General features: G+C 46.2%; 19 protein-coding genes and 1 tRNA gene. 10 read left to right on the top strand and 10 right to left on the bottom strand.

What is annotated here, in order from left to right; genetic code table 11:
• The first annotated feature begins 8 nt into the window (after positions 1 to 8).
• From ACTS60_RS19255 to ACTS60_RS19265, 3 genes are all read left to right on the top strand, one after another.
• Positions 9 to 695 carry a potassium channel family protein gene (locus tag ACTS60_RS19255; protein ID WP_440889563.1) on the top strand — a complete coding sequence of 229 codons (687 nt, stop codon included), beginning with the start codon at positions 9 to 11 and terminating at the stop codon, positions 693 to 695.
• A complete protein-coding gene (locus ACTS60_RS19260) occupies positions 688 to 1,833 on the top strand; it encodes an AI-2E family transporter (protein ID WP_440889564.1) in 1,146 nt (381 codons plus the stop codon). The genes ACTS60_RS19255 and ACTS60_RS19260 overlap by 8 nt, the downstream gene beginning before the upstream one ends.
• A 193-nt stretch (positions 1,834 to 2,026) precedes the next feature.
• Positions 2,027 to 2,677 (top strand): DUF2057 domain-containing protein, encoded by a 651-nt coding sequence (locus ACTS60_RS19265; protein ID WP_440889565.1) that lies wholly within the window; start codon positions 2,027 to 2,029, stop codon positions 2,675 to 2,677.
• Positions 2,678 to 2,735: 58 nt separating this feature from the next.
• Here the strand turns inward: ACTS60_RS19265 and ACTS60_RS19270 are convergent, their stop codons facing one another.
• Positions 2,736 to 3,944: a NupC/NupG family nucleoside CNT transporter gene (locus tag ACTS60_RS19270; protein WP_010453227.1), complete on the bottom strand. Its 1,209-nt coding sequence runs from the start codon at positions 3,942 to 3,944 to the stop codon at positions 2,736 to 2,738.
• 562 nt (positions 3,945 to 4,506) lie between these two features.
• Between ACTS60_RS19270 and ACTS60_RS19275 the strand changes: the two genes are divergently transcribed.
• Together ACTS60_RS19275 and ACTS60_RS19280 are read left to right on the top strand one after the other, a co-directional pair.
• Positions 4,507 to 4,590: transfer RNA gene (locus ACTS60_RS19275), tRNA-Leu, on the top strand.
• Positions 4,591 to 4,618: 28 nt separating this feature from the next.
• Complete coding sequence (locus tag ACTS60_RS19280) at positions 4,619 to 5,230, top strand: DUF2913 family protein (RefSeq protein WP_440889566.1); 612 nt, start codon at positions 4,619 to 4,621, stop codon at positions 5,228 to 5,230.
• Between the two features lie 96 nt (positions 5,231 to 5,326).
• Here the strand turns inward: ACTS60_RS19280 and ACTS60_RS19285 are convergent, their stop codons facing one another.
• Together ACTS60_RS19285 and ACTS60_RS19290 are read right to left on the bottom strand one after the other, a co-directional pair.
• Positions 5,327 to 6,727 carry a tryptophanase gene (locus tag ACTS60_RS19285; RefSeq protein WP_440889567.1) on the bottom strand — a complete coding sequence of 467 codons (1,401 nt, stop codon included), beginning with the start codon at positions 6,725 to 6,727 and terminating at the stop codon, positions 5,327 to 5,329.
• Positions 6,728 to 7,023: 296 nt separating this feature from the next.
• Positions 7,024 to 8,268: an NADH:ubiquinone reductase (Na(+)-transporting) subunit B gene (locus tag ACTS60_RS19290; protein WP_440889568.1), complete on the bottom strand. Its 1,245-nt coding sequence runs from the start codon at positions 8,266 to 8,268 to the stop codon at positions 7,024 to 7,026.
• 170 nt (positions 8,269 to 8,438) lie between these two features.
• Between ACTS60_RS19290 and ACTS60_RS19295 the strand changes: the two genes are divergently transcribed.
• Positions 8,439 to 8,846 carry a cystatin gene (locus tag ACTS60_RS19295; RefSeq protein ID WP_038885500.1) on the top strand — a complete coding sequence of 136 codons (408 nt, stop codon included), beginning with the start codon at positions 8,439 to 8,441 and terminating at the stop codon, positions 8,844 to 8,846.
• Positions 8,847 to 8,877: 31 nt separating this feature from the next.
• On the opposite strand, the gene ACTS60_RS19300 is transcribed toward ACTS60_RS19295, so the two are convergent.
• The 5 genes from ACTS60_RS19300 to ACTS60_RS19320 form a co-directional block, all read right to left on the bottom strand.
• Positions 8,878 to 9,360 carry a hypothetical protein gene (locus tag ACTS60_RS19300; protein WP_440889569.1) on the bottom strand — a complete coding sequence of 161 codons (483 nt, stop codon included), beginning with the start codon at positions 9,358 to 9,360 and terminating at the stop codon, positions 8,878 to 8,880.
• Entirely contained in the window at positions 9,357 to 9,890 is a 534-nt protein-coding gene (locus tag ACTS60_RS19305) for a GrpB family protein (protein ID WP_440889570.1), read from the bottom strand. Before ACTS60_RS19305 ends, ACTS60_RS19300 begins: the two co-directional genes overlap by 4 nt.
• A 149-nt stretch (positions 9,891 to 10,039) precedes the next feature.
• A complete protein-coding gene (gene lhgO / locus ACTS60_RS19310; RefSeq protein WP_440889571.1) occupies positions 10,040 to 11,272 on the bottom strand; it encodes an L-2-hydroxyglutarate oxidase in 1,233 nt (410 codons plus the stop codon).
• 8 nt (positions 11,273 to 11,280) lie between these two features.
• Complete coding sequence (locus ACTS60_RS19315; RefSeq protein ID WP_038885497.1) at positions 11,281 to 13,404, bottom strand: TRAP transporter permease; 2,124 nt, start codon at positions 13,402 to 13,404, stop codon at positions 11,281 to 11,283.
• Between the two features lie 88 nt (positions 13,405 to 13,492).
• Positions 13,493 to 14,503, bottom strand: coding sequence for a TAXI family TRAP transporter solute-binding subunit (locus ACTS60_RS19320; RefSeq protein ID WP_440889572.1), 1,011 nt, complete (start codon positions 14,501 to 14,503; stop codon positions 13,493 to 13,495).
• A gap of 1,103 nt (positions 14,504 to 15,606) precedes the next feature.
• Between ACTS60_RS19320 and brnQ the strand changes: the two genes are divergently transcribed.
• Positions 15,607 to 16,917 carry a branched-chain amino acid transport system II carrier protein gene (gene brnQ / locus ACTS60_RS19325; protein ID WP_440889573.1) on the top strand — a complete coding sequence of 437 codons (1,311 nt, stop codon included), beginning with the start codon at positions 15,607 to 15,609 and terminating at the stop codon, positions 16,915 to 16,917.
• Positions 16,918 to 16,980: 63 nt separating this feature from the next.
• Here the strand turns inward: brnQ and ACTS60_RS19330 are convergent, their stop codons facing one another.
• Positions 16,981 to 18,330, bottom strand: coding sequence for a sigma-54-dependent transcriptional regulator (locus tag ACTS60_RS19330; protein WP_409575973.1), 1,350 nt, complete (start codon positions 18,328 to 18,330; stop codon positions 16,981 to 16,983).
• A 172-nt stretch (positions 18,331 to 18,502) separates the two neighbouring features.
• Between ACTS60_RS19330 and ACTS60_RS19335 the strand changes: the two genes are divergently transcribed.
• Positions 18,503 to 20,563, top strand: coding sequence for a sensor histidine kinase (locus tag ACTS60_RS19335; RefSeq protein ID WP_440889574.1), 2,061 nt, complete (start codon positions 18,503 to 18,505; stop codon positions 20,561 to 20,563).
• Between the two features lie 146 nt (positions 20,564 to 20,709).
• The gene (locus ACTS60_RS19340; RefSeq protein ID WP_171305565.1) at positions 20,710 to 22,101 is read left to right on the top strand and encodes a glycoside hydrolase family 1 protein; all 1,392 of its coding nucleotides are present in this window, start codon (positions 20,710 to 20,712) and stop codon (positions 22,099 to 22,101) included.
• Between the two features lie 87 nt (positions 22,102 to 22,188).
• On the opposite strand, the gene ACTS60_RS19345 is transcribed toward ACTS60_RS19340, so the two are convergent.
• The gene (locus tag ACTS60_RS19345) at positions 22,189 to 24,225 is read right to left on the bottom strand and encodes a PhoX family protein (RefSeq protein ID WP_440889575.1); all 2,037 of its coding nucleotides are present in this window, start codon (positions 24,223 to 24,225) and stop codon (positions 22,189 to 22,191) included.
• Positions 24,226 to 24,487: 262 nt separating this feature from the next.
• On the opposite strand from ACTS60_RS19345, the gene ACTS60_RS19350 reads away from it, so the two are divergent.
• Positions 24,488 to 24,826, top strand: coding sequence for a YggL family protein (locus ACTS60_RS19350; RefSeq protein ID WP_010453251.1), 339 nt, complete (start codon positions 24,488 to 24,490; stop codon positions 24,824 to 24,826).
• The last annotated feature ends 66 nt before the right edge of the window (positions 24,827 to 24,892 follow it).

Here is a 24,892-nt window from a genome sequence, read left to right on the forward strand (position 1 = left end):
GACAAACCATGGCTATTGGAAAGAAACTTAAAAAAATTAATGAAGAGAACAACTTCTTCTACCTGACTTTGGCACTTGTTGGGCTGTTGATTGGTGGGGCTTTTGTTCAGGTCGTAGGGGAAGGTGCAATGGAGTATCTTCTGCAAGCTTTCACCATTCTAACCTTCATCGTTTGCATGGCGAGCCTGCGCTTTGATAAAAACTGGTCACGCTTTCTGTACACCATGTTAGGGACGTGGGTACTAGTGAGCGCAGTAAAAGCAGTGCTAGGCATCAAGGAAATGGATGTTGTTATGCTCGCCCTCACCTTTGCTTTCTTCTTTGGCACGTTCAAATCGATTGCAAGACAGATTCTCTTCACTGGGCATATCAACAGTAACAAGGTAATTGGTTCTGTCGCACTTTTCTTGTTGCTTGGCCTAATGTGGGCCATTGCCTACCTCATTCTACTGGAATTTTCTCCCAACTCATTCACTGGAATGGAAGCCATCTCATGGGGGCAGAATTTCTCCAATGCTGCATATTTCAGCTTTGTCACTTTAACTACTCTAGGTTATGGCGACATCAGCCCTCTAACACCGTTAGCACAAGTTGTGGTGTATCTAGAGGCAATTGTAGGCGTATTTTATATGGCGATTGTTGTTTCAAGTCTCGTCAGCTCCAACATTGAACATCAGGTAAACAAAAATGGATAAACAATCGGTAAAAACAGAGAGCAAGATTTTCATCAGTAATATGGTGGAATCTGCTATACGCATCGGCTTGATCTTAATCTTGCTGATGTTTACATACGACATCATCAAACCTTTCATTCTTCCTGTCATTTGGGGGGCTATTATCGCTGTTGCTTTAATGCCTCTTTGCTTGAAGCTAGAGAAAATTTACGGAGGCAAACGCGGTCTAGCAGCCACGACAATCGCTTTGCTTGGTATTGCTTTGTTAGTAACCCCATTAGTGATGGTCTCGGGATCTATTGTTGATGGTGCAACGCATGCACTTGATGTGCTGCAAAGTGGTGAGATTAAAATACCCGGCCCTAAAGCATCCGTTGCAGACTGGCCTCTAGTCGGTGATAAGCTTTATGAAGTCTGGACTCTATTTGCAACCAACCTAGAGAAAGCTATCCAAACCTTTATGCCACAAATCAAAGCAGGTTTGACATCTCTACTTGGAATGGTGGGTGGCGCACTCGGTAGCTTGTTACTTTCTATCATTTCTTTAGCGATTGCAGCAGGCTTTATGACTTACTCAGAGTCAATCGCTTCTGGCATGCGAACAGTTGCTATACGTACTGCAGGTGACAATGCGAAGAGCTGGACAACGCTTATCGCAGCCACCATCAAGAGCGTATTACTTGGTGTTGTTGGTGTAGCCGCAATTCAAGCTCTATTGATTGGTGCAGGCTTCTTTATCTTTGGCGTTCCGGCTGCAGGCCTATTGACTCTAGTACTGATGATTCTGTGTATCGCACAACTACCTGCTCTGTTAGCAGTTCTGCCTGTCATTGGCTACATGTACATGACAAACGACACCAGCACAGCAACCATGTTTACAGTATGGGTTGTTGTTGCTGCTCTGTCTGAAAACTTATTCAAGCCTATGCTAATGGGTCGTGGCGTTGACGTACCAATGCCAGTGATTCTGCTAGGTGCTATCGGCGGTATGTTGTTCTACGGTATTGTCGGTCTGTTCTTAGGTGCCGTGATTCTCGCGATTTGGTACGAGCTGTTTGTATGGTGGCTAAGCATTGAAAAAGCACAACAGCGAGAAGATGTCATACAAGAACAGAAAGGGAGCTCTCAAGCCGAATCCGGTGATGGTGCTGGTATCTAACTTTCAAAACAATTGAAACAAACCGCTGCCTTTGCAGCGGTTTGATCTATTTGGCTCACAGTTTGATTATTCTGAATAAGATTAAAATGACGTTCTTGTTAAATTTTCATACTTCTTACATTCGAGAGTTGCAATCAAGCACTTAACGATGCACTCTCGATGACCACAAATGACTGTGCTTAGGATAAAAACAATGAAATTGATCAAGCCTTTAACTTGCGCGCTTGCTCTTGCAATGAGCGGAATGGCATTCGCTGATGTGACAATCCATGTTCCTGACGACGTTTCAGTTTTGGCCGCGAACGGTGAAAAAGTGAAGCTTTCTGGAGGCTTCTTTTCTTCAGATAAAAGCTTTACGCTTCCTGATGGTGTAAATCAGGTAGTGTTTCGATTCTCACCTTTCTTTAGTAAAGGAAATGATCGCGTAAGCGTTGACAGTGATGTGACTATCGCACGATTTAATGCTGATAACGCTGAACTGACTTTCCAACTTCCTAAGTATCGAGATCTACGAGATGCTGAAAGCAAAATTAAAGATATGGATTGGAAGTTAGTTGATGCTTCAGGATCGGCTATTCCTGTCGAACAAGACAAGCTTATCAAGCCAGGTATGCAGATCGGCCGCGATTACATTCGTGAAGTTGAAGATTACAACCGAGCTGGTGGCGTTGCTGCGATTGGTGTGGCAAGTGTCGCAGCGGTTCAGCCGGTAACACTTCCTGCAAAAATTCCAGCTGACATGAAGGCAGATTCAACCGCTGAAGAGATGCTGCATTTCTGGTACCAAAAAGCAGACGCAGAAACTAAAGCTCGCTTTAAAGAATACGTAAACAAACAACAGTAAATAGCGAATAAAAGAAAGCCCGCATCATAGCGGGCTTTTACTTTATTTATAGTTGCAGTTACAGCGAAATAAAGATACCCGCCAAACATGCACTCATTAGGTTAGCTAGCGTACCTGCAGCTACCGCTTTCAAGCCCATGTTTGCTACGTCTTTACGACGCTCTGGAGCCATCACACCGATAGAACCAAGTTGGATCGCAATAGAGCCGATGTTCGCAAAGCCACACAGAGCAAAAGTGATGATCACTTGAGTGTGCTCACTCAGCGTTGCTTTGTGCTGTACAAAGTCAATAAACGCAACGAACTCGTTCATTACAACCTTCTGACCAATGTAAGAACCAGCCGCTAGAACTTCGTGACTAGGCACACCAATTAGCCAAGCTAGAGGCGCAAACAGGTAACCGAAGATAGCTTGTAGCGTAATACCCGCAAAGCCGAACACCTCACCTAGGTTTTCTAACCCTGTGTTCACCATCGCAATCACACTCACAAATGCGATCAGCATAGTACCTACTGCAACCGCGACTTTCATGCCGCCCATCGCACCACTTGCTAGCGCATCGATCACGTTGCTTTCTTCAGACTTGTCTAGCTCGATGTTATTGTAATCACTTGGTGTTTGACGTTCTGGTACGATGATTTTTGCCATCAACAAACTACCTGGAGCAGCCATGAAGCTCGCCGCGATTAGGTATTTCAGCTCAACACCCAAACCTGCGTAACCGCCTAGTACACTACCTGCTACAGACGCCATACCACCGGCCATAACTGCGAACAATTCTGAACGAGTCATGTTTTGAAGGAATGGACGAATGAGAAGTGGCGATTCGCCTTGAGATAAGAAGATGTTACCGGTTGCAACAAGAGATTCCGCTTTGCTGGTACCCAAGAACTTTTGGATAGCACCGCCGATAAATTGAATCACTTTTTGCATGATGCCCAAGTAGTAAAGGGCAGAGATAAGAGCGCTGAAGAAGATGATGATAGGAAGGACACGAATAGCGAAAATGAAACCAGTAGAAGCGAGGTCACCGAAGAGGAACTTGATGCCTTCATCGGCAAAACTCAATAACCCAGCAACACCACTACTCAAACTTGCTAATGCCGCTTGTCCCAAAGGGAAATAAAGCACCAGAGCAGCAAACCCCAACTGGAGTAACAATGCGCGAGAAACAGTTTTCCAATTGATTGAAGAACGGCTCTCTGACAGCAGGAACGCACAACCTAATAGTGCAACAATACCAAATAGACTAAATAGAACACTCATGAATCGGACCTACTGAACGTTGAAAAGGAAAGGAGCGCCAAAAGCATTGGCAGAAGAAAGGGACAACGCATCGAGTGACAACACACTCGTAGATCCAAATTGGAGACAGAACGGATAGTTCGACATCTTTTTTTTACCTTATACAAGCAAATGAACGTAGCTGGTCCAATCCTTGGGGTCATTCACTGCCGATGAGTAAATACCTCATCCTGCTCCTTGTGACGGCTTGTATGGGTAAGGGTCCTGAACAACTGAACCCTAATTCCCGCTTAAACGGGACGCAAGTATAGCCAACAAAAAGAGAGTTTCATCACATTTATTTACGCAAACGTTCAAGCGTTCACTTTTTGTGCAAAGCTGTCATTTTATGGTCATACTTGTAGTAAAAGTAAGGGTATTGTGAGGTTTCTGAATGCCGAAAATATTAAAAACGGACAATAAATGCTCACTTGAACGCCAAAGACTAAAAATGAGCAATTTTACTCTCGCCAAGTTATGGATTTTGGATATACAATTTGGAACGCTTCATTTTGAAGCCTCTGTGTATTCAGAGCATCATGATGCCGAGATGGTGAAATTGGTAGACACGCTAGCATGAGGTGCTAGTGCCTTTGGTGTGAGGGTTCGAGTCCCTCTCTCGGCACCATTCCTTTCTTTCAAAGAATTAGAGTGTAATGCAAAGTTCTAAGCAGGCAAAACAATCCGCAGACGCTAATCAATTACTTAGCGAACTAGCGGTGCACGCCTTATTACACCTGCACTTCAAAATCCATGCATCATCACGAAGCCTTCCTCTCAAAGAACGTAACGATCTACTGCAAAAGTGGCTTAAACCTAAGCTCAAAAGTAATCGCTACAAACTGATTAAAAAGCCATTAAAGTCTCTGACTCAACAGGCAAAAGGGGAAAATGGCAACCTAGAAGTTTTACTTGAACGTTGTGTCGGTGCTGATAAACCAGGTAACCCACAGCCTCACCTTGATAGCTACCTGCTGTTGATCAACGAAGTAGAGAAAAAATTAGGTACCACTGTACTGCTTTCTCGCCCTGAAGACGTCGACTTATCTCACGATCAACATGGCTGTTTGCTGTGTGTGCTGTCTGATAACTTAAACCAACATTTCGACGACAATAACGCCTTGATCGCACCAATTTCGATGCTTTTCCGTGGACCTATGAGCCAGCGTTCTTTATTCCTAGGCAGTATCTACGCCAGCAACACCTTCAATTACGAAGTGTTGTACCAAGATGAGCAGTTTGTACGAATCACGCTAGATTTGGCATAATTCGATACTCAGATGAATTGAAAAAAGCCGCGAAGTTCGCGGCTTTTTGCTTTATTAACACCATTCAATATCTTGTTGCATCAACCCACGGAGCTATCAATCCAATTCGCGGAATCGAGCCGTGAAATGGCGAAGTACTGGTGGTTCGTATTCGAACGTCAGCCCTTTCAGTTCATGGGCACGATTCTTCAATTCAATGAGTGCGTCAGCAATGTAATCCATGTGATCGTTGGTGTACACACGACGTGGAATGGTCAAACGCATAAGCTCAAGCTCCGAAGCTTTCTGTTCTCCCGTTTCAGGATCGCGGCCAAGCAACAGTGATCCTATCTCTACTGCACGAATGCCCGCCTCCAAGTACAAAGCATTACACAGTACTTGCGCCGGGAATTGATCCGCAGGAATATGAGGTAAGATCTTCGCCGCATCAACGAACACCGCGTGACCACCCGTTGGGTATTGAATTGGAATGCCACCCTCGCGTAGACGCTCACCCAAGTATTGCACTTGGCTAATACGGTAGTGGAGGAAATCTTCATCCGCACCTTCATACAGACCACGAGCCAAGGCTTCCATATCACGACCAGCCATACCACCATAAGTCACAAAGCCTTCCATCGGTACGCATCGCGTTTGTACCGCTTGGAAAAGCTCTTGATGATCGCGAATACAACACATGCCACCAATGTTCACCATGGGATCTTTCTTCGCTGACATGGTGAGCATGTCGCCGTATTGATACATCTCACGGATGATTTCAAGGATCGATTTGTTCTCATAGCCCGCTTCACGCTGCTTGATAAAGTAGGCATTCTCACAGTAACGAGCCGAATCAATCACCACAGGAATATCGTACTTGGTTGCTATTTCGTACACGCTGCGCATGTTTTCCATCGACACCGGCTGACCGCCAGAGCTGTTACACGTCACCGTCGTGATGATCGCACAGATATTGTGAGAACCGTGTTCTTCAATCGTCGCGACTAGTTTGTCGAGGTTAAAGTTACCCTTCCAATCGTATGGCGTGGTGGTGTCGAACGCTTCTTCCGTTACCACATTAATCGCTTTACCACCATTGAGCTCAATGTGACCCGCAGTGGTATCGAAGTGATAATTCGAGATAAATACGGGCGTTTCACCACCGCGAACCTGACGCATACGTTCAATCAAAGCAGGGAATAGGATTTGCTCCGCCCCGCGACCTTGGTGCGCAGGTACTGTGAGCTTGTAACCAAAGAAATGCTCTACCGCATCACACAAGTTGTAGTAGTTACGACTGCCAGCATAGGACTCATCACCCATCATGATGCCTGCCCACTGATTGTCACTCATAGCACCAGTGCCAGAGTCGGTCAGCAGATCGATATAAACATCATCACTACGCAGAAGAAATGGGTTAAAGCCCGCTTGCTTGAGGGCAACTTCTCGGTCAGCCAAGGTCGTCATTTTGATTGGCTCAACCATTTTGATACGGAACGGTTCTGGGATACGTTTCATTGTTAATTTCCTTATACGCATGACCCTACGCATTTAAGCGTAAGATTAAAAACAAACTGATAAATTGCTTTTCAATGCGGGAGCATTGAGGAAATTAACGCGCAGAGATTTTACTAAGAAGAGACAAGCAGTAGTCTAGGTTGTACCAGAACGACAGCACCAAACGGCTATCGAGAATATCCTTAATTCTCATTGTCTTCGTCCTCCTGATAAAAAGAAAAGCCAGAAACCCCATGTTTCTGCCCCTTCAACTATAGTGCAGTTTTCAATCAAATTTCAGTGAAGCTCACCTCATTTTACGAAGGTCTTGCCCTTTTCATTCTGCGTTTAACGTTGTTCTCTTTGACCATGTAGTCGAACAGCGGTGCGAATAAGTTAGCAAAAAGAATCGCTAACATGATGCCTTCCGGATAGGCTGGGTTTAGCACTCGAATAAATATCGTCATCACACCAATCAAAATACCGTAAGCCCATTTACCGCCATTTGTGAAGGCAGCCGATACTGGGTCTGTCGCCATAAAGAAGGTACCAAACGCAACACCACCAATCACAAAGTGCCAGTAAAACGGCATAGAGAACATAGGATTGGTATTCGAGCCGATCGCATTAAGCAGTAGCGACGTCACAGCTAAGCCAACAAAGACCCCTGCAACGATTCGCCACGAAGCGATCTTCATAAAGATCAGCACCAGACCTGTGAGTGCGATCAGCAAGGTGGATACTTCCCCCATCGAACCGGGCAGATTGCCAACGAACGCGTCCATCCATGAGATAGGCTGCCCCGTCATGTTGTTCATCAAAGCACTCTGTCCCCCCTCATACCATTGGCTCAGCGGTGTTGCGCCGGAGTAACCATCTGCCGCAACCCAAACCGCGCCGCCAGACATGTTAGCGGGATAAGCGAAGTACAAGAAGGCTCGCCCTGCTAGTGCCGGGTTTAAGAAGTTTCGCCCCGTGCCACCGAATATCTCTTTCGCTACCACGATACCAAAAGTGATACCTAAGGCGGCTTGCCACAGTGGAATGGTTGGCGGCAGAATCAGTGAGAACAGAATGGAGCTCACGAAGAAGCCTTCATTCACTTCATGTTTGCGGACGATGGCAAACAGAACTTCCCAAAAACCACCGACGATGAACACCGTCGCGTAGACAGGCAGAAAATAGGTCGCGCCAACAAGCATTTTACTTGCCCAACCTGCTTGGCTCGCGGCTTCTACCGAACCCCAAACCCAGCTTAGCCCCCAAGAGGCATCAATGGCTTGCTGCGCTGCCGCTTGGTCAAGGCCATAGAGCAAAGCGTCACTGGATTGCTGACCAATGTTGTACATACCCCAAAACATCGCAGGAAATACGGCTAACCACACCATAATCATGATGCGCTTTAAATCGATGCTGTCTCGAACGTGTGTAGTGCCATGATTCACTTTACCCGGCGTATAAAAAAGGGTTTCAACAGCTTCAAAGAGTGGGTAGAACTTGTGGTACTGGCCTCCCGGTTCAAACTTTGGCGAGACCTTTTCAAAATAATGCTTCAGACTCATAACGTCTCCTCCTCTAACCAGTGTTACGAGTGCCACTCAAAAGCGATCGTTTTTTTACTCTTTTCACTCTTCTGAACCATACCTACAAGTTGGTTTGTAATTGCCTGCAATTATGTAAACCGTGAAAGTCGTGCTTATACTCAATCAATAACAAAACAACGGAGTGAATTATGAAGTTAAGGATGATGTGGACGACCATTGTGGCGATTACCGCGCTTCCATTTGCTAACAGTGCACTGGCAGTCGACAAACAAATGTCACCAGCTTTGAAAAAGAAAATGCAAGCGATATGCGATGCGCAAGGTGACGTCCCGGGAGGTTGGCAAGTGGCGAAAGTCACCCCAGATGCTGAGCGCTCTCTCAGCATGATTCTGCATCAAATGAATGCGACGGATAAGCTAAAACAAATCAATGATGTGAGAACCCAAGTCGTCGGCGGCATACACTATGCGATGGAGTTTGAGCTCAAAGACGGGCAAGTGTGGAATGCGATTGTGTTGCACAGTGCCCGAGGCGATTACATGATCGAAAGACACGCCAAGAAAGGCGAACTTTGCCCTAAAGGTGGAGAGTCCTAACGGCTCTTCCAAATACAGCAAAGGCGACGGTTTAGTCGCCTTTGTTCTTTTCTGGTTTAGCAACGGCTTCAAACGATCGTGTAAACTGATAACTCATAATCTGGGGGCGAAGCAAATCACATATTAAGTCAGACGCATCATGCTTGGTGAATGGTAAATGTTCCGATAAAACCTCTTTGGACTCTTTATCAACCGTTTGAAAGGATTCAATAATTCTTAGAGGAACGTGAAACTGACGATCTCTCACAAGAAAGAAATAGTATTGGAGATGCTCGCCATACGTCGCTGCGTTGTTAATCTCGCTACCAATTTTTACCGCTTCAACACGACTGCCTTCACAATCAAATTTAAACACATTGGTAATTTCTGCTTCCATAGAGCCTGGGACATAGACCACATAGTCAACACTGAGATCATGACTAACTAATACATAACTCTCGTCGCGCTCGTGCAGTTGATACGCAAAAGAATAAAATGCACTACAAAGCAAAATGAGCCCCAGCGGTTTCCTCATTCGGTCTTCCACTCATTTATGACTTTACGTACGAAACTCGTCTTAGCATCGGTATATTTTTCGATGGTAATTTCAGCTTGCTTCACCAAAGAAAACTTCAGAGCTAAGTACTCACTTCTAAGCTCAGCATTTCCATTTAGTCTATCTCGAAATTGAATCCAGTCTCGCCACAACTGTCCTTGATACTGAGTGAGGTGCAGATAGTGTGTTTTGACTTGATAAGAATCATCGGTGAACTTCGCAAAGACAATCTCATCTTGCTTTTCCACTTTCAAGCGCAGAAATCCAACACTTTTCAGTGCATCAATCAGTTTTGGAGAAACATGAGGAAAGTGCTCAATACCTAGCACAACATCGATAATAGGTTTGGCAGGCATATCCAAAATAGCAGTACTGCCAATATGCTCGATTTGAGTTGGCGCAATCTCCGTCACTAACGCCAGTTCAGATCGGCTGCGTGCAAACTCCTGTCGCCATGCTGGGTCATGTTTAACGACGTCTACTTTGTGATTGTCTAAACCTAGTTTCATCCATCCCTCTCCTGATAAACCCGAGTATCATAAAAAGGAAGTTACCCAACCACCAAAGTAAAAGCCAAACTTCCGGCACACCCGACACTAATAACCCAACAAAAAGAGTAATAATTTTTCTGGTGTACTTCTAGTTTGGCTTTTTACTGTTAAACCGTCTCGGTTTTCGCTTCTATCTTCTCATTCACTTTATCGCAAATGTACTCCCCAATCGGCATTGCAGATGTCGCTGCTGGAGAGGGTGCGTTGCAAACGTGTAGGCTTCTTGCGCTCTCGGCAAACAAAAAGTCATGAACCAAAGTACCATCGGATAACACTGCTTGCGCACGAATACCCGCAGGATATGGTTTGAGATCTTCCACCTTGATGCTTGGGCAGTATTTATTGACCAATTTCAGATAGCCCGGCTTCCACCACGAGTTCTTAAACTCATCCAATCCGGTTTTTAGATGCTTTTGTGTCACTTTCCAGAAACCGGAGAAGCTGAGCATTTGCATGGTATCTTGCAAGCTAAAGTTGACCTTGTCGTACCCTTCCCGTTTCCAGCCTTGCACCGCATTTGGACCAACGGTCACACTGCCATCAATCATGCGAGTCAGATGAACGCCCAAGAATGGCAAATCAGGGTCTGGAATTGGATAAATAAGATGGTTCACCACTTGGTCGTGTTTGCTATCTAAACGGTAGTATTCACCACGATAAGGGATGATTTGGAAATCGGTTGGAATAGACATCATCTTCGTCATGCGATCCGCCATCAAGCCGCTGCAAGTGACCAAGAATTTGGCATTGAGCTGCATGGTTTGCCCGTCTGAAATGCAGGTCAATTGAACTTCTTCATCCTTCTCTTCGGCAGCCACCACTTTGGTTCTCAGGCTAATTTGACCGCCGAGCTTTTTGAACTCTTCCGCCATCTGCTCAGTGACCAAACGATAATCGACAATACTGGTGGTTTTGACATAAATCGCGCCCAATCCCGTGATGTTTGGCTCAGCCAGCTTGAGTTGAACTTCATCGAGTAGCTTTACGTCGACGCCGTTGACATGACAGCGCTCATAAAGCGCATTCATGCGTTCGACTTCTTGCTCATTGGTCGCAACAAGTAACTTGCCACAGTTCTCCACCGGAATATCGTGCTCGGCACAGAACGAAATGGTTCGCTCTACCCCGCGCTTGCAAAAATCCGCCTTTAAACTGCCCGGCGCGTAGTACACCCCAGCATGAATCACGCCGCTATTGTGCCCGGTTTGGTGCTTAGCAAAACCGGACTCTTTCTCAACCAATAAAATGGATTTGTCTGGGTGACGTTGCTGCAGTTGCCATGCTGTCGACACGCCAACGATACCGCCACCGACAATGATGTAGTCATAGACTGATTTCATACGACCTCTTATAAAACCGATAGTTGAGATTGTTGCAATTTGAACTTGCGACCACTGTAAATAAAAATCGCGACAAATACTGCGCAGCTTGCTACACGAACCAACATTGGGATGTCGTGCCAAACCAGCAATGTACCCACCACAATCAACACAAGACGCAGCAGAATGTTTAGAGGACCTTCCAAGTAACCTTCAATCGCACCGATCAATGCATAGGTACCGATGATGGCAAAGAAGCCTACGGTAATTACCGACGTCACATCCCAACTTACCAAGCCTGTGTAGGCAATAAGTAGCGGCACAAGATACAAACCTTTGGCGATTTTCCACGCCATTAAACCGGTGCGCATTGGCGGTGTTTTTGCAATGGTTGCCGCAGCAAAAGCGGTCAAACACACTGGAGGGGTTACGTTGCTGTCTTGCGATAACCAGAAGATAATGAGGTGAGCAGCCAGCAGTGCTAAGCCTACCGCTTCCATACCCAGACTTTGCTCTAGTAGGGTTTCCATAAAGTCAGCGGGCACTAACGCCACCATTTCTTTCGCGGTTTCCAACGCCATTGGGGCATTGAGCAGTTCTAGCTTTTCTGGCGCCGCCAACATAAAGATGGCTTTTGCTTGTTCAGGCAATTGACCTGACACCATCAATTCAAGCAATTGATTTTCCGCAATCAACTTGTAAAGCGCAGGGGCAGACAGTGTACCCAATACAATATACGCCGCTGTCACGGGTAAACCCATACCTAAAACAAGAGAAGCGAGCGCAATCAGGACGATCATGATGAACAAGTCGCCATTCGCCCAACCGTCGATCATCAGTGAAAACGTGTTGCCGATGCCTGTTGTGCTGATCACGTTGATCACCAAACCAATACCCACCAGCAATACGGCAGTTGTCGCCATGTTTTTCGCGCCTTGCGAAAGTGCTTCGATGATCGCTTTTGGTCCCATCTTATGCTCTTTCGAAAACCAAGAAGCCACCACCACTGAAATGATCGACAAGCCCGCAGCGTAAGTCGGTGTAAAGCCTTGAACCAATAAAGTGACCAATACCGCCAATGGGATAAGATTGTGCCAACCGCTGATCAGCACTTTAAGTAATGATTCATCGCTGGTAGTGATCTTCTGAACGCCGCTGCGTTTGGCTTCGATACGCACAAAGAACGCCACAGACAAGAAATAGATAAGAGCAGGAATGAAAGAAACGGCAATAATATCAACATAAGGAATTTGCGTGTAAGACGCCATGATAAAAGCACCCGCTCCCATCACTGGTGGCATCAACTGACCACCTGTCGACGCCGCAGCCTCAACGCCCGCTGCAAAGCGCGAAGGGAAACCTGCTTTTTGCATCAAAGGAATACTGATAACACCGGTGGAAACCGTATTTGCCACACTAGAGCCCGATACTGAGCCCATCAAACCGGAGCCAATCACTGCGATAAAACCCGGACCGCCGATGATTTTGCCTGCCGCAGCACGTGCCACATTGATGATGTAATCACCAACACCAGAGCGAACGAGAAATGCACCAAACAGAATGAACATGAATACGAAAGTCCAACTGATGCGCGAAATAGAGCCAAACATACCCTCAGAAGAATAGAAGCTGCGGTAGAGTAAGGTTTCCATGCTCAAACCCGGGAAGTGGAAAATACCTGTTGCCCACTTCCCCCAAAGTACAACGTAGCTTAAACACACCACAATCAGCACTGGAATAAACCAACCCATGGTGCGTCGAATCAGCTCAATAACAATCAGAATTGCCATGATGGCGAAGACCCAATCGCTGGTCACAAACTTCACGCCACGCTCATACAGCGCATCTTCGGCATAGGGAATGTAGAGCAAACACGCGACCGCGCCCATGGCAATTAACACATCAATGCCGAGTGCAATCTTACTCTGCTTGAGGGAGATATGAGCCGGATACCAAAGCGCACAAATCACCGCAAAGCCAGCAAAGTGGGTCGCGGAAATCCATAACTCTGGTAACGTCGATAAGGTATTAAACCAAATGTGCAAAGCAGACAACACCACGCCAAACACTGTGATTGTTGTGGTTACCCACGGAAAATCAGTGCGCGTGGGCAGCTCAAACTTCTGCAATTCCTTTTCTATTGAGTCGCTCATCTCATACTCCAAGCTCTGGCGGCTATTTCCATCTTAGAAATCGGTAGGGATAAAATGCCCCGAGCCGAAACTCGGGGCGAAGTTGGCGTTATTTCGCCATTAGATCTGATGGGATTTCGATGCCCATTTCTTTGTAGTAACGCGCCGCGCCTGGGTGAAGAGGCACTGGCAAACCAGCAATCGCTTTCTCAATCGCCATTGCTTTTGTTGCTTTGTGGATGCCTTGTAGGAAAGGCAGGTTCTCGTAGATCGCTTTGGTTAGCTGGTAAACGTCTTCTTCCGAGATATCTTCACGAACTGCCAAGAAGTTTGGCTGTGCAATGGTGGTGATCGGCTTATCTAGACCCGGATAAGTGTTCGCTGGGATCTCGTACTTCGTCCATAGGTTATAACTGCCATTCGCCTCTTTAATCTGCTCATCGGTAAACGAAAGAATCGAAATATCTTTGCCTAGCGCAGCAAAAGCTTGGGTTACTGCACCAACTGGCACACCCGCAGGCGTGTTCATGCCGTCAATGGTGCCGTTTTGAAGTGCGCTCGCACTGCCGCCGTAGCCCATGTAAGCAAGATTGAATTTATCAGGGTCTACCTTCAGACCTTTCATGATTTGGCGACCCGAGTTCTCAGTACCAGAGTTCTTCTTACCGATAGAGAACTTTCTACCGTCTAGGTTGTTCAGATCTGTCACCGTGCCAGTTTTTGCTAAGTCAGAGCGAACAATAAAGTGCTCAACGTTTTGCCACAGCATAGAGACTGAGCGCAGCTGCTCTTGGCGACCGCTTTTCTCATAAGGACCTTCGCCAGACCAAGCCCATGCACCGTAAAGACCTTGTAGAATCGCGAACTGTGCTTCGTTTTCGTTCAGCAGTTTGACGTTTTCACCAGAGCCCGCAGAGCTGATTGCAGAAAGGGAGAAGTGGTGCTTTGGTGCCAATTTCACTTTGCTTAATGTCGCCAGCGCTACGCCCACAGGGTAGTAGGTACCACCTGTCGATGCCGTTGCAAGAATGTAGCTACGATCTTCTGCCGCAGCGTTAGCAGCAATACCAAAAGAAGTCACAGCGACAGCCAAAGCTTTTACCAGCTTGTTCATTTTCATTATTACTCTCCGTGTAGTCGTTTCACGATTGGGGATTTACATCATGTTAAATATTTATTAACAATAAATTCCCTAGAGCAATTGAAATGCCAACTTTTAAGTCATTGTATTTATTGACCTAAGCACAGAAAGACATCAAAAGTGAGCAAAATCATGCTGATTTGATAGCAAAGCGATGAGCAAGATCTTGCTTATTCAAGAGGAGAAGGTTGCACGCCTAGATCGCAAAAGGTTAATAAAATGTGATCAAGACAAAACAAATGCACGATTCATGAGGGTCTGTTGACCTTTCGAGCTGATTTTTGCAGCGAATTGTTGGGTTATTTATACAAGGCAGAGACTTTGCTGTGTAGCGAGACTACATGAGAAGTCGATTACGCAGTAGAAATGACCAACAAACGCTGCCCGAAGGGTTCGGCTAAAATCGTTTTATGCTTTGTTAAGGAGTATTTGCTTAGAATGACTAGGCGACACACTCCTTGCCTCACCTAAAACGATTTTATCTCGAACAAAATTTAACCGCGAAAGATCAACAGACCCTAATAAGCAATATTTTGCCGATGCAATTTTGGATTGAACTGCAACTAATGAGCGTCTTAACAATAAGAATAAAAAGCGCATCATTCTAAACTGCTCACTTTACCAGCGGAGGTTTATAGCCTAAACGACTACAAATAGCACAAAAATACAGCAAAACAATCCATGTTAATGAAATGAAAAGTCATTTATTCTAATTTTGAATTTAAAAACCAGTTCGATCCACCAGTTCAGAAACAAACATTGACCGTATCAACTTATTTTCTACTTCGGGGTTGTGCCAATAGCCCGATGTTCGTTAGGGTAACAACACGCCAAGGCAAACGTATTCCTTGGTATTTTTTCGTCATTAAGGATCACCCATGTCAGCAACTGCGCAATTACAATTCGCTTTAAAACGCCCATCTGGCGTTGCTGCTGCGATCCTCCTGCTCTCTCTGGAACTGATTCAGAGCTGACAGGCTATATCTTAACTTTCTGTCAGCTTGAGAAGAAGCTGACGGGAACACCACATACTCCTCCCATTCCTTTCAGTTTCTTCCAAGCGAAACATAAGAGGAATAATAATGTTAAGCGCACGCAATATCGCCGCTTTGGGCTTCATGACTTTCGCCATGTACTTAGGCGCGGGTAACCTGATCTTCCCTCCATTTTTGGGTTACCAAGCAGGTGAAAACTTTCTGAGCGGGATGTCTGGCTTCCTCTTAACGGGCGTAGGTCTGCCTGCAATGGCACTGGTGATGGTGGCTGTCGTAAACGGTTCAGATAAATTAACCGCTGCCCTACCTAAACCTTTGGCGACCAGTTTTTGGGTAATGGTATTTATCGTGATTGGTCCTGCGTTCGTAATACCACGTGCGATTACCGTCGCTTACCAATTTAGCTTTGCACCAATGTTTGGTGATGCCGCTTTGGTGCCTTTCACAATTGCTTTCTGTGTTATCACTATCTTGTTTGCGCTATACCCGGGCAAATTGGTCGACAACCTAGGTAAGATCTTAACGCCTGCCTTGATGGCAATCTTGATCATCATGTCTGTGACTGCTTTGGTTTCTCCTGCAGGTGAGCTAACTACCGCAACAGGACCATACGTATCTGGTGCATTTGCTGAAGGCTTGACCCAAGGCTACATGACGATGGATGCGCTAGGTTCTATCGGTTTTGGTTGGATTATCTTCCGCGCGATTCGCAGCATGGGTGTGGATTGTCCGAAGGCCACCGCAAAATACACGCTAATCGCAGCTTTGATGTACGCAGTTGCCATGGCATTTGTTTACATCTCATTGGCTTACATTGGTTCGACAAGCTCATACTTGGGTTCTGAGTTCAGTAATGGCGGCGACATTTTAACGGCATTCACCTTCAGCCACTTCGGCGCATTTGGCTCACTATTACTAGGTGCCGTGATGGTATTAGCGTGTTTGACTACTGCTATCGGCGTAACCACCGCAGGCAGTGAGTTCTACGACAACACTTTCAGCAAAGTGAACTACAAAGGCTGCGTTATCACGACCATGGTATTGGCAGGTTTAATCGCTAACGTAGGTCTAGAGCAACTATTGGCTATCACATTGCCAGCGGTTGTGGCGCTTCACCCAGTAGCGATTGCGTTGATGATCATGGCACCGGTGCGCAACAAGATGTCGCAAATCATGGTCGTCGCGACGGCGTTCACTGCTCTAACGTTTGGTTGTATTGATGCGCTGCACATCCTAGGTTACATGCCAGAAGCGGCAAACCAATGGTTAGACAGCAACATGCCGCTGTACCACTACTTTGCAAGCTGGATTGTTCCGACGATTGTCATGGTGGTTGTGGGTGTCGTCTTTACCCGCAAGGCAAGCCAGCAACACACTGAACTGGTAAACCAAGCCTAGATTGGCGAATACCTCAACAAAAAATATCTCAACAAAAAACGGCTTCCTCAGAAGCCGTTTTTTCTATGTATAATCAGAGCGATTTAGGCCAAACTTCTGCATCTTTTGGTTGAGGGTTCGGCGCGGTAAATCTAGCTCGACCATCACATCCGTAATTCGTCCTTGGTGTCGAACTAAGGAATCGTGTAGTACCTTTCGTTCAAAGTTGTGTAGCTGAATCGCCAACGGAACGCCTGCTTGTGTCTCTTCGGTTGTAGAAGATGGTCGACTGGAGAGAATTTCCATTACGGAGACGGTTTCATCCAGTGCAAAACGCATCGCGACATTCCTTAGCTCACGCACGTTACCGGGCCAAGCGTAAGCAAGAATGGCTTTTCTATCGGCTTCACTCAGTGGGCGGCTCTCAGGATTACTTTTCAGGGCAAAGTGTTCGAACAAGATCAACGCGTCTTCTTCTCGCTCACGTAATGGTGGCAAATAGATCTGCGCCACATTGAGTCGATAGTACAAATCCTGACGAAACTCATCATGATCATTGAGATCTTCTTTCGCGGCGGCGATCACTCTCAAATCAACTGAAATCTGCTGATTACCCCCAACGCGTTCTACCGTATGTTCCTGTAATGAACGCAACACTTTCACCTGCATCGACAGCGGCATACTCTCGATTTCATCAAAGAATAAGGTGCCTTTATCCGCGTATTCCAATTTACCAATGCGCTTTTTACCCGCTCCGGTAAAGGCCCCTGCTTCATGCCCAAACAGCTCACTTTCAAACAGGTTCTCAGGAATAGCACCACAGTTGATTGGCACAAAATGATGGGTTCTGCGTTGGCTTTCATTGTGCAAACTGGTCGCTACCAGCTCTTTACCACAACCTGTTTCACCGTAAATAATCACGTTAGTATCAATGCGTGCTAACTTGGCAACTTGTTCTCTAAGCTGTTGCATCACTCGGCTTCGCCCAATCAACACTTCTTCTAAGCCACTAACGCTAGATAGGTACTCTTGGCGATCTTGAGTAGACGTTTGTGCGCGATAGCTCTCTACCGCTTCGGTCACTCGTTGGGATAAGCGCTCAGGTTGAAAAGGTTTCTCGATAAAATCGAACGCACCGTTTTGTAACGCGCCTACCGCCATATCAACGTCACCATGTCCGGTGATCAAGATAATCGGCGTTGGAATGTGATTGGCAATCAGGCTTTCTAGTATCGACAAACCATCGGTGTCTGGCAGGCGAACATCACTGACAATCGCATCAAATTCTTGGCTAAGAATGGCGGCTTTGCCCTCCTCCCCCAAACTGAACGCGGTCACATCAAACCCCGCCAGTTGCAGCCACTGACTGGTAGCCTGACGAACAATGTCATCGTCTTCGATAAGTGCAATTTTAGGGGAGTCGTTAAAAGCCATACGTTACTGCCATAAGGTGAAAAAGAAATCGCTCTTTGTTAACGGTAGCAAAAACCACTGAGGAGAAAAGGAGCTAGATCTCACTTCTTGCTTACAAGTCTTTAACATCCAAACAGTTAGGCGCACTCTTTAATGACTCTCGGTGAGAACGCACTAGCTGAATGGAGTCAGTATGCAGCGCAAAAGGAATGGCAAAACATGGCTTGTGGTCGCAATTGCGGCGGTGCTGATGTTGTCTTGCTATAGCGCCAGTAGAGAAGTGGCTCGTCAGTGGTTGAGCGTACAAACTCAAACCGAAGCTCCACAAAAACTGCTCGACTATATTGGTGAAGTTCGTCGTGCACTTAAACGCTTCTACCATCTGCCTTACCTCGTTACCAACAATCCAGAAACCATCGCGTTTGTGAAAGGAAGCCGAACTTATTACGAACCGTTGCAAACCCAACTGACTCAACTCGACAAGGCTGCCAATACAGAAGGGTGGTTAATTCTGTCTAACTCTGGTGAAGTATTGGTATCAAGTTTGATCGAAGAGCGTTTTAGCCTGTCTGACCGAAAAGCCATTGTGGAACAAATTCACAATCAAGGCGGCGGCGTTTCCTTGGTGAACAAAACCAAAGGTTCGAGCCCATTGTATTATCTTGCAGCCCCTATCTACGACGGTCTAGATATTGCAGGCATTGTGGTGGTGCAAATCAACCTCAGCCTGTTGACCGAACAGACCATTACTAGCCAAGACATCATTACGTTGCAAAATCGCCAGCAACGTTTTTTCCTATCGAGCAGCTCGCTTTATAACGCTGACTGGTTTAACGAACCGAGCAACACCGTTCAGTTAGAAACTCAGCGCTTATACGACAACACCAATATCAGTGTGTGGACGCTCAACCAACAACGTTATTTTGCGCACACCGTTAAACTGGATGATTTGAATTGGTACGTAAGCTACCTCACCCCTTCTAAGCCGATTCAACAAACCATCAACGTGATTGGTTGGAGCGTAGCAGCGCTGCTCTTATTGGTTGTATTACTCGTCATCATTGGTCTACAACGTCGCCAAAAGTACATCAACCAACAACGAATTCAAGCCCTGTTGGAAGAGTCCCAACGCCGCTTGAAACAGATGATCAATAAGACCCACGTTGGTTTGCTATTGATTGATGAACAAGGACAACTGTTCGATCTCAACCCAATGGCGAAACGTTTGTTCTGTTTACCAGAAAGCGTCAATCGACACGCTTTTGCTTGGGAGTTATTCGACGCAGGCAATCCCAATTCCACCACACTTAAGTTACTCAAAGACTTGCCTAAACATAAAGAGCTCACAGAGATCAGCACCGTCGAAACCATTGCCAGACGCAGTGACGGTAGCGTCTTCCCTGTCCTGTTCTCACTGACCAGTTTCCCTTGGCATGGCGAGCAGTATTTCCTTGCGACGATCATCGACATCAGTAAGCGAAAAAAAGCCGAGCAATCTCTGCAACAGGTCAACCAAGAACTAGCACAGCGCGTAGAAGAGAGAACCCAAGCACTAAAAGAAGCGCAAAGCCAGTTGATTGAATCGAGCAAAATGGCCGCCTTGGGTCGCATGTCGAGCGCCATCACTCATGAACTCAATCAACCATTGACGGGCCTGCGTACTCTGCTCACAACGAATGAGCTGTTAGCGGAACGCGGTGAAACCGAGATGATGAAAGCCAATAATGTCTTAGTACAGAAACTGATTGATCGCATGGCAAGCATGACCAGTCAGCTAAAGACATTTGCTTACAACAAACCCGAAAGACTACAAGCGATTTCCCTCACAACCGCTTTGGAAGAAACCCTACGAGTCTATCAATCTCAATTAAAGAACGTTGATGTACGTGTGCGTGTTCCTCATGACTTGCCCAACATCATGGGAGAAGAACAACGACTACTACAGATACTTGGTAACCTTGTATCAAATGCATTGGACGCAATGAGCCAAACTGCAAATCCGCAGCTGAGTTTGATCGTCAATCCAACCGAAAGTCATATTGAACTTGTCATAAGCGATAATGGCTGTGGCGCATCAGACGAAATGCTCGAATCAATGTTCGAACCGTTCCAAACCTCAAAGAAAATTGGTGAAGGGTTAGGTCTGGGATTAGCGATCACCGCCAACAATATGCGCGATATGGGTGGCTACATTACAGTACGTAGAAATGCTCAAGAAGGGCTGACTTTCACCTTATTGTTCAAATCAGAATGATTTTGTATCGATTACAAATCCATCATTAGAACTAGACATCCCCGTCGTTTGAGAAAAACACGATCTCAATATCAGAACCCCTCTTTGACCTACACTATTCTCAAATACAGAAAACATACATTTCAAAACAATAAAGAGTGAGAAACATGATTAAGTTTCCTGAACATTTTCTTTGGGGCGGTGCTATTGCTGCAAACCAAGTAGAAGGGTCGTACAACCTTGGGGGTAAAGGGTTATCGACATCAGACATGCTGCCAAACGGTATTTTGAGTCCGCATCAAACCCGTGAAGAGCGTACGCCGGGTATCAAAGACCTGGCAATTGACTTCTACAATCGCTACCCAGAAGACATTGCGCTGTTCAAAGAGATGGGATTTAACTGTCTACGCCTGTCTTTGGCGTGGAGCCGCATCTTCCCGAATGGTGACGAGCTAGAACCGAACGAAGAAGGTTTGGCGTTCTACGATAAAATTTTTGATGAGCTAGCGAAGCACGATATCCAACCTTTCGTGACCTTATCTCACTACGAAATGCCTTACGCACTGGTTGAAAACTACGGCGGTTGGGGCGATCGTCGCGTGATCGAGTTCTTCGAACGTTATGCTCGCACCGTGCTTGAACGCTACAAAGACAAAGTGAAGCTATGGTTAACGTTCAACGAAATCAATATGTCTCTGCATGCGCCATTTACTGGTGTCGGCTTGCAAGAAGACGCTAACGAACAAGAGATTTATCAAGCGATTCACCACCAGCTAGTCGCAAATGCGAAAGCGGTAAAACTGTGTCAGCAAATCGTACCAAACGGCAAGATTGGTAATATGCTGCTTGGCGCAATCAACTACCCGTACACCTGTAACCCTGATGACGTGCTTGCTGCGATGCATGAAAACAACAAGTGGTTGTTCTTCGGTGATGTACAAACTCGTGGTCAGTACCCAGGCTACATGAAGCGTTATTTCCGTGAAAACGGCATTGAAATCGAGATGGAAGCAGGCGACTTAGAAGAGATCGCATCGGCAAGTGTCGATTTCATCTCATTCAGCTACTACGCAAGTGGCTGTGCAAGTGCGGATCCGAAACAGAAAGAAGTGGGTAACATCGTCGATAGCGTACCAAACCCATATCTTGAAAAGAGCCAATGGGGCTGGTTAATTGATCCGAAAGGCCTGCGCGTTCTGCTTAACTTCTTGCATGATCGCTACCAAAAACCGCTGTTCGTCGTAGAAAACGGCTTAGGTGCGCGTGATGAAATCGATGAAAACGGTCAGATTCAAGATGATTACCGCATCGCTTACCTGAACGACCATCTTGTGCAAGCACACGAAGCGATTCTTGATGGTGTTGAGTTGATGGGCTTTACTAGCTGGGGACCAATCGATTTGGTCGCGAACTCAACTGCTGAAATGAGCAAGCGTTACGGTTACATCTACGTTGATCGCCACAATGATGGCCAAGGCACGTTAGAACGTAAACGTAAAAAGAGCTTCTTCTGGTATCAAGATGTGATTCGTACTGCTGGCGGATCTCTAAAAAGCTAGCCTTAGTAAGCAACTCATCAGAAATAACAAAGCCCTGTAAACACAGGGCTTTTCTTATTCCCGATTTTCAGTCATATGACCTATTGGTTAAACACCAATTTCACCACCGTCTTCACGGCGAATAACCACCGTTGCGGCACGTGGACGAATCGACATCCCCGCTGGAGTCTCTTCCGCAGCATTATCGCTGTATGGCCAGTTACCCGGATGCTGAATGTTCACGAACAGCGATTTGTAATCTGGGCTGATGGTAAAGCCAGTCACTTCACAGCCGTTAGGACCAACAAAGAAACGCTTCAGTTCCGCTTGGTTCTCCGCACCAATCACCTCTTGCGTGCCGTTTTCATCTGTCAGTTTTGATGGCACGACAGCAAGCATTTGATCATTGGTGTAGGACGTCACTTCATCTGCACCATTATCCGTTTGAATCCAAAGGATGCCGCGAGGATCAAACGCCAAACCGTCTGGGCTCGCAAACTGGTTAAGCTCTGTCAAGCTCGAACGGTTAGTGTCCGCATCACCATTTGCTGGAGAACCAAATACGAAGATATCCCACGTGAAGTCTGTTGCTACTTCGCCTTCGTCCCAGCGAATTACATGACCAAACTTGTTGTTCAGACGTGGGTTTGCTGGGTTAGTTTCGTCTGTACGCTTGGTGTTGTTCGTTAGCGTTAGATAAACCGAACCTGTGAACGGGTCAACGGTACACCACTCAGGACGATCCATTGGCGTCGCACCAACAAGGTCAGCTGCACCCGCGGTATTCAGGATGATTTCTGCTAGAGAATTGAAGCTATCAGCTAACGTACCACCAGAGACGGTTGCGCTATCTAGTGTCAGTGGCAACCAAGTACCAGAGCTGTCTTCGTTGAAGCGTGCCACATAAAGAGTACCTTCATCCATGTACTTATCGCCCGTTGCTAAACGGTTCACTGGATTAGCATCTGCTGGATCCCACGCTGCCGCTGACTCAAATTTGTATAGGTACTCAAAACGAGAATCGTGGCCAGAGTAAAATACCACTGGTTTGCCTTCTTCAAGCTTGCCGAATGTACAACCTTCATGACGGAAGCGACCCAGTGCCGTACGCTTCTTCGCTCGTGAGTTTTGCGTGTAAGGGTCGATCTCAACGATGTAACCATGGCCGTTCGCTTCATTACGGTAATCGTCCAATGCACTTGCGCCAGTTGGTTCTACATTGAATCGTGTGAACTCGTCTAAACGCTCCTCAGTGTTGCCCGCCAACGTTTCCCATAAATAGCGAGTGCGTTCATCATCCACACCAATACGATCTTGCTCTTCAGTGCGAACACCTGCGTTGACGAAGTAACCCGGCCAGTTCTCTTCACACGTTAAGTACGTGCCCCAAGGCGAGAAACCATTACCACAGTTGTTCAGTGTGCCACGTGCTTGGCTGCCATCTTGAGAGAAGCGAGTCACGGCCAATTCTGTATTTGCCACAGGACCAGATAAGTCCATAACCGTAGCACCGGTGTAACGGCGGTTTAGTGGGTCAGTATCCACCAGCTTCCACATGTTGTCTTCAAGTTGAACGCGAACCACAGAAACACCATGTGCGTTAATTTCTTTACGAACTTCGTCGACGATAGTGCGCACACCGCCCACAACGGTTGGACCACTTGGATGCAATGCCGAAGTATCAATGTACTCGTGGTTAATACACAACAATCCATCAGTATCACTGTCATTTAGTGAGAAAAAGTGCATGCCATCGTGGTGCATACCCAGCGCATTCAGCTGATCAGTACTCGTGTTACTACCATCATCTTTCCAGGCATTACCTTGTGCGTTTAGCGGCGTCCCCCAAGGCACTAATACCTGTGCGATATAACCTTGCGGAATCGAAACTGCATCCGTCAGAGAACCTGGTATCGAATCAAAATTGAGGACTGCACTTGAAACGCCAGAGCCATTCCCGGCAGAAGTACCCGAGCTAGACGAGTTGCACCCAGATAAACCAAATGCACCAAAAGCGGTCATTGCACTAATACCTAAACCACCTTTCAGGATACTGCGTCGAGAGAGGCTCGCTTCCAGTACTTCTTCAAAAGGCTTGTTATTACTCTGGTTGTAACGCTTCGCGTCGAAGGTTTCCTTACTCATGGTGTTGCTTTCCCAGTGTTAGGTTGAATTATAGGTTTGTAAAGCGAGGGGAATTTTGGAAGATAAAAGTGACAGATTTAGTCTATCTTTATGAAGTTTGCGTTTCGGAAATGTTATAAGATCATCATCTATTCTACCTAATCCCGATTTTGCTTGGGCTAAGCTAGATTTGGGGGTATAAGGTTTATACTCAAGTAACTTCAAAATCCCCCTAAAGGGCGAGGTTACTTAAGAACATTTAAATCATCCACGAGAGATAATCATGAAACTAGATAAAATCGATAACAAAAATCGTCGTCTGCGTAAAAAGCTATTCCTAGGCGAATTCGCTATCCTAGGTTTTGAAATCAGCTGTGAAACAGACATTAACGACTTCGACCGTTACGATGCATTCGTTGATGAGTTTATCGACTACATTGATGGCCTAAACCTTTGTTTCGGCGGCGGTGGTCTTGAACTGTTTGAAGGCTTCCTATGTTCAACTGGGCGTTACGAAAGCGCGACTGAAGAACAAAAAGCACAAGTTTTGGCTTGGCTACAAGCTCGTCCAGAAGTTAGCAGCGCAAAAGCTGGCGAATTGGTTGACGCAAACTACCTGTAATTACAGAGCCATTCCGTAATACAAATAATTGAGCAAATAATTGAGAAAGCTGGTCTTCGGACTGGC

It is taken from the genome of Vibrio sp. WZ-1, from assembly GCF_052037695.1.
Classification (GTDB): Bacteria; Pseudomonadota; Gammaproteobacteria; order Enterobacterales; family Vibrionaceae; genus Vibrio.

Coding starts and splice junctions, on each gene's coding strand:
- ACTS60_RS19300 (WP_440889569.1), bottom strand. CDS start 9,360: ATGAGGAAACCGCTGGGGCTCATTTTGCTTTGTAGTGCATTTTATTCT.
- ACTS60_RS19255 (WP_440889563.1), top strand. CDS start 9: ATGGCTATTGGAAAGAAACTTAAAAAAATTAATGAAGAGAACAACTTC.
- ACTS60_RS19340 (WP_171305565.1), top strand. CDS start 20,710: ATGATTAAGTTTCCTGAACATTTTCTTTGGGGCGGTGCTATTGCTGCA.
- ACTS60_RS19320 (WP_440889572.1), bottom strand. CDS start 14,503: ATGAAAATGAACAAGCTGGTAAAAGCTTTGGCTGTCGCTGTGACTTCT.
- ACTS60_RS19315 (WP_038885497.1), bottom strand. CDS start 13,404: ATGAGCGACTCAATAGAAAAGGAATTGCAGAAGTTTGAGCTGCCCACG.
- ACTS60_RS19295 (WP_038885500.1), top strand. CDS start 8,439: ATGAAGTTAAGGATGATGTGGACGACCATTGTGGCGATTACCGCGCTT.
- ACTS60_RS19290 (WP_440889568.1), bottom strand. CDS start 8,268: ATGAGTCTGAAGCATTATTTTGAAAAGGTCTCGCCAAAGTTTGAACCG.
- ACTS60_RS19270 (WP_010453227.1), bottom strand. CDS start 3,944: ATGAGTGTTCTATTTAGTCTATTTGGTATTGTTGCACTATTAGGTTGT.
- ACTS60_RS19265 (WP_440889565.1), top strand. CDS start 2,027: ATGAAATTGATCAAGCCTTTAACTTGCGCGCTTGCTCTTGCAATGAGC.
- ACTS60_RS19335 (WP_440889574.1), top strand. CDS start 18,503: ATGCAGCGCAAAAGGAATGGCAAAACATGGCTTGTGGTCGCAATTGCG.
- ACTS60_RS19345 (WP_440889575.1), bottom strand. CDS start 24,225: ATGAGTAAGGAAACCTTCGACGCGAAGCGTTACAACCAGAGTAATAAC.
- ACTS60_RS19350 (WP_010453251.1), top strand. CDS start 24,488: ATGAAACTAGATAAAATCGATAACAAAAATCGTCGTCTGCGTAAAAAG.
- ACTS60_RS19305 (WP_440889570.1), bottom strand. CDS start 9,890: ATGAAACTAGGTTTAGACAATCACAAAGTAGACGTCGTTAAACATGAC.
- lhgO (WP_440889571.1), bottom strand. CDS start 11,272: ATGAAATCAGTCTATGACTACATCATTGTCGGTGGCGGTATCGTTGGC.
- ACTS60_RS19330 (WP_409575973.1), bottom strand. CDS start 18,330: ATGGCTTTTAACGACTCCCCTAAAATTGCACTTATCGAAGACGATGAC.
- ACTS60_RS19260 (WP_440889564.1), top strand. CDS start 688: ATGGATAAACAATCGGTAAAAACAGAGAGCAAGATTTTCATCAGTAAT.
- brnQ (WP_440889573.1), top strand. CDS start 15,607: ATGTTAAGCGCACGCAATATCGCCGCTTTGGGCTTCATGACTTTCGCC.
- ACTS60_RS19280 (WP_440889566.1), top strand. CDS start 4,619: ATGCAAAGTTCTAAGCAGGCAAAACAATCCGCAGACGCTAATCAATTA.
- ACTS60_RS19285 (WP_440889567.1), bottom strand. CDS start 6,727: ATGAAACGTATCCCAGAACCGTTCCGTATCAAAATGGTTGAGCCAATC.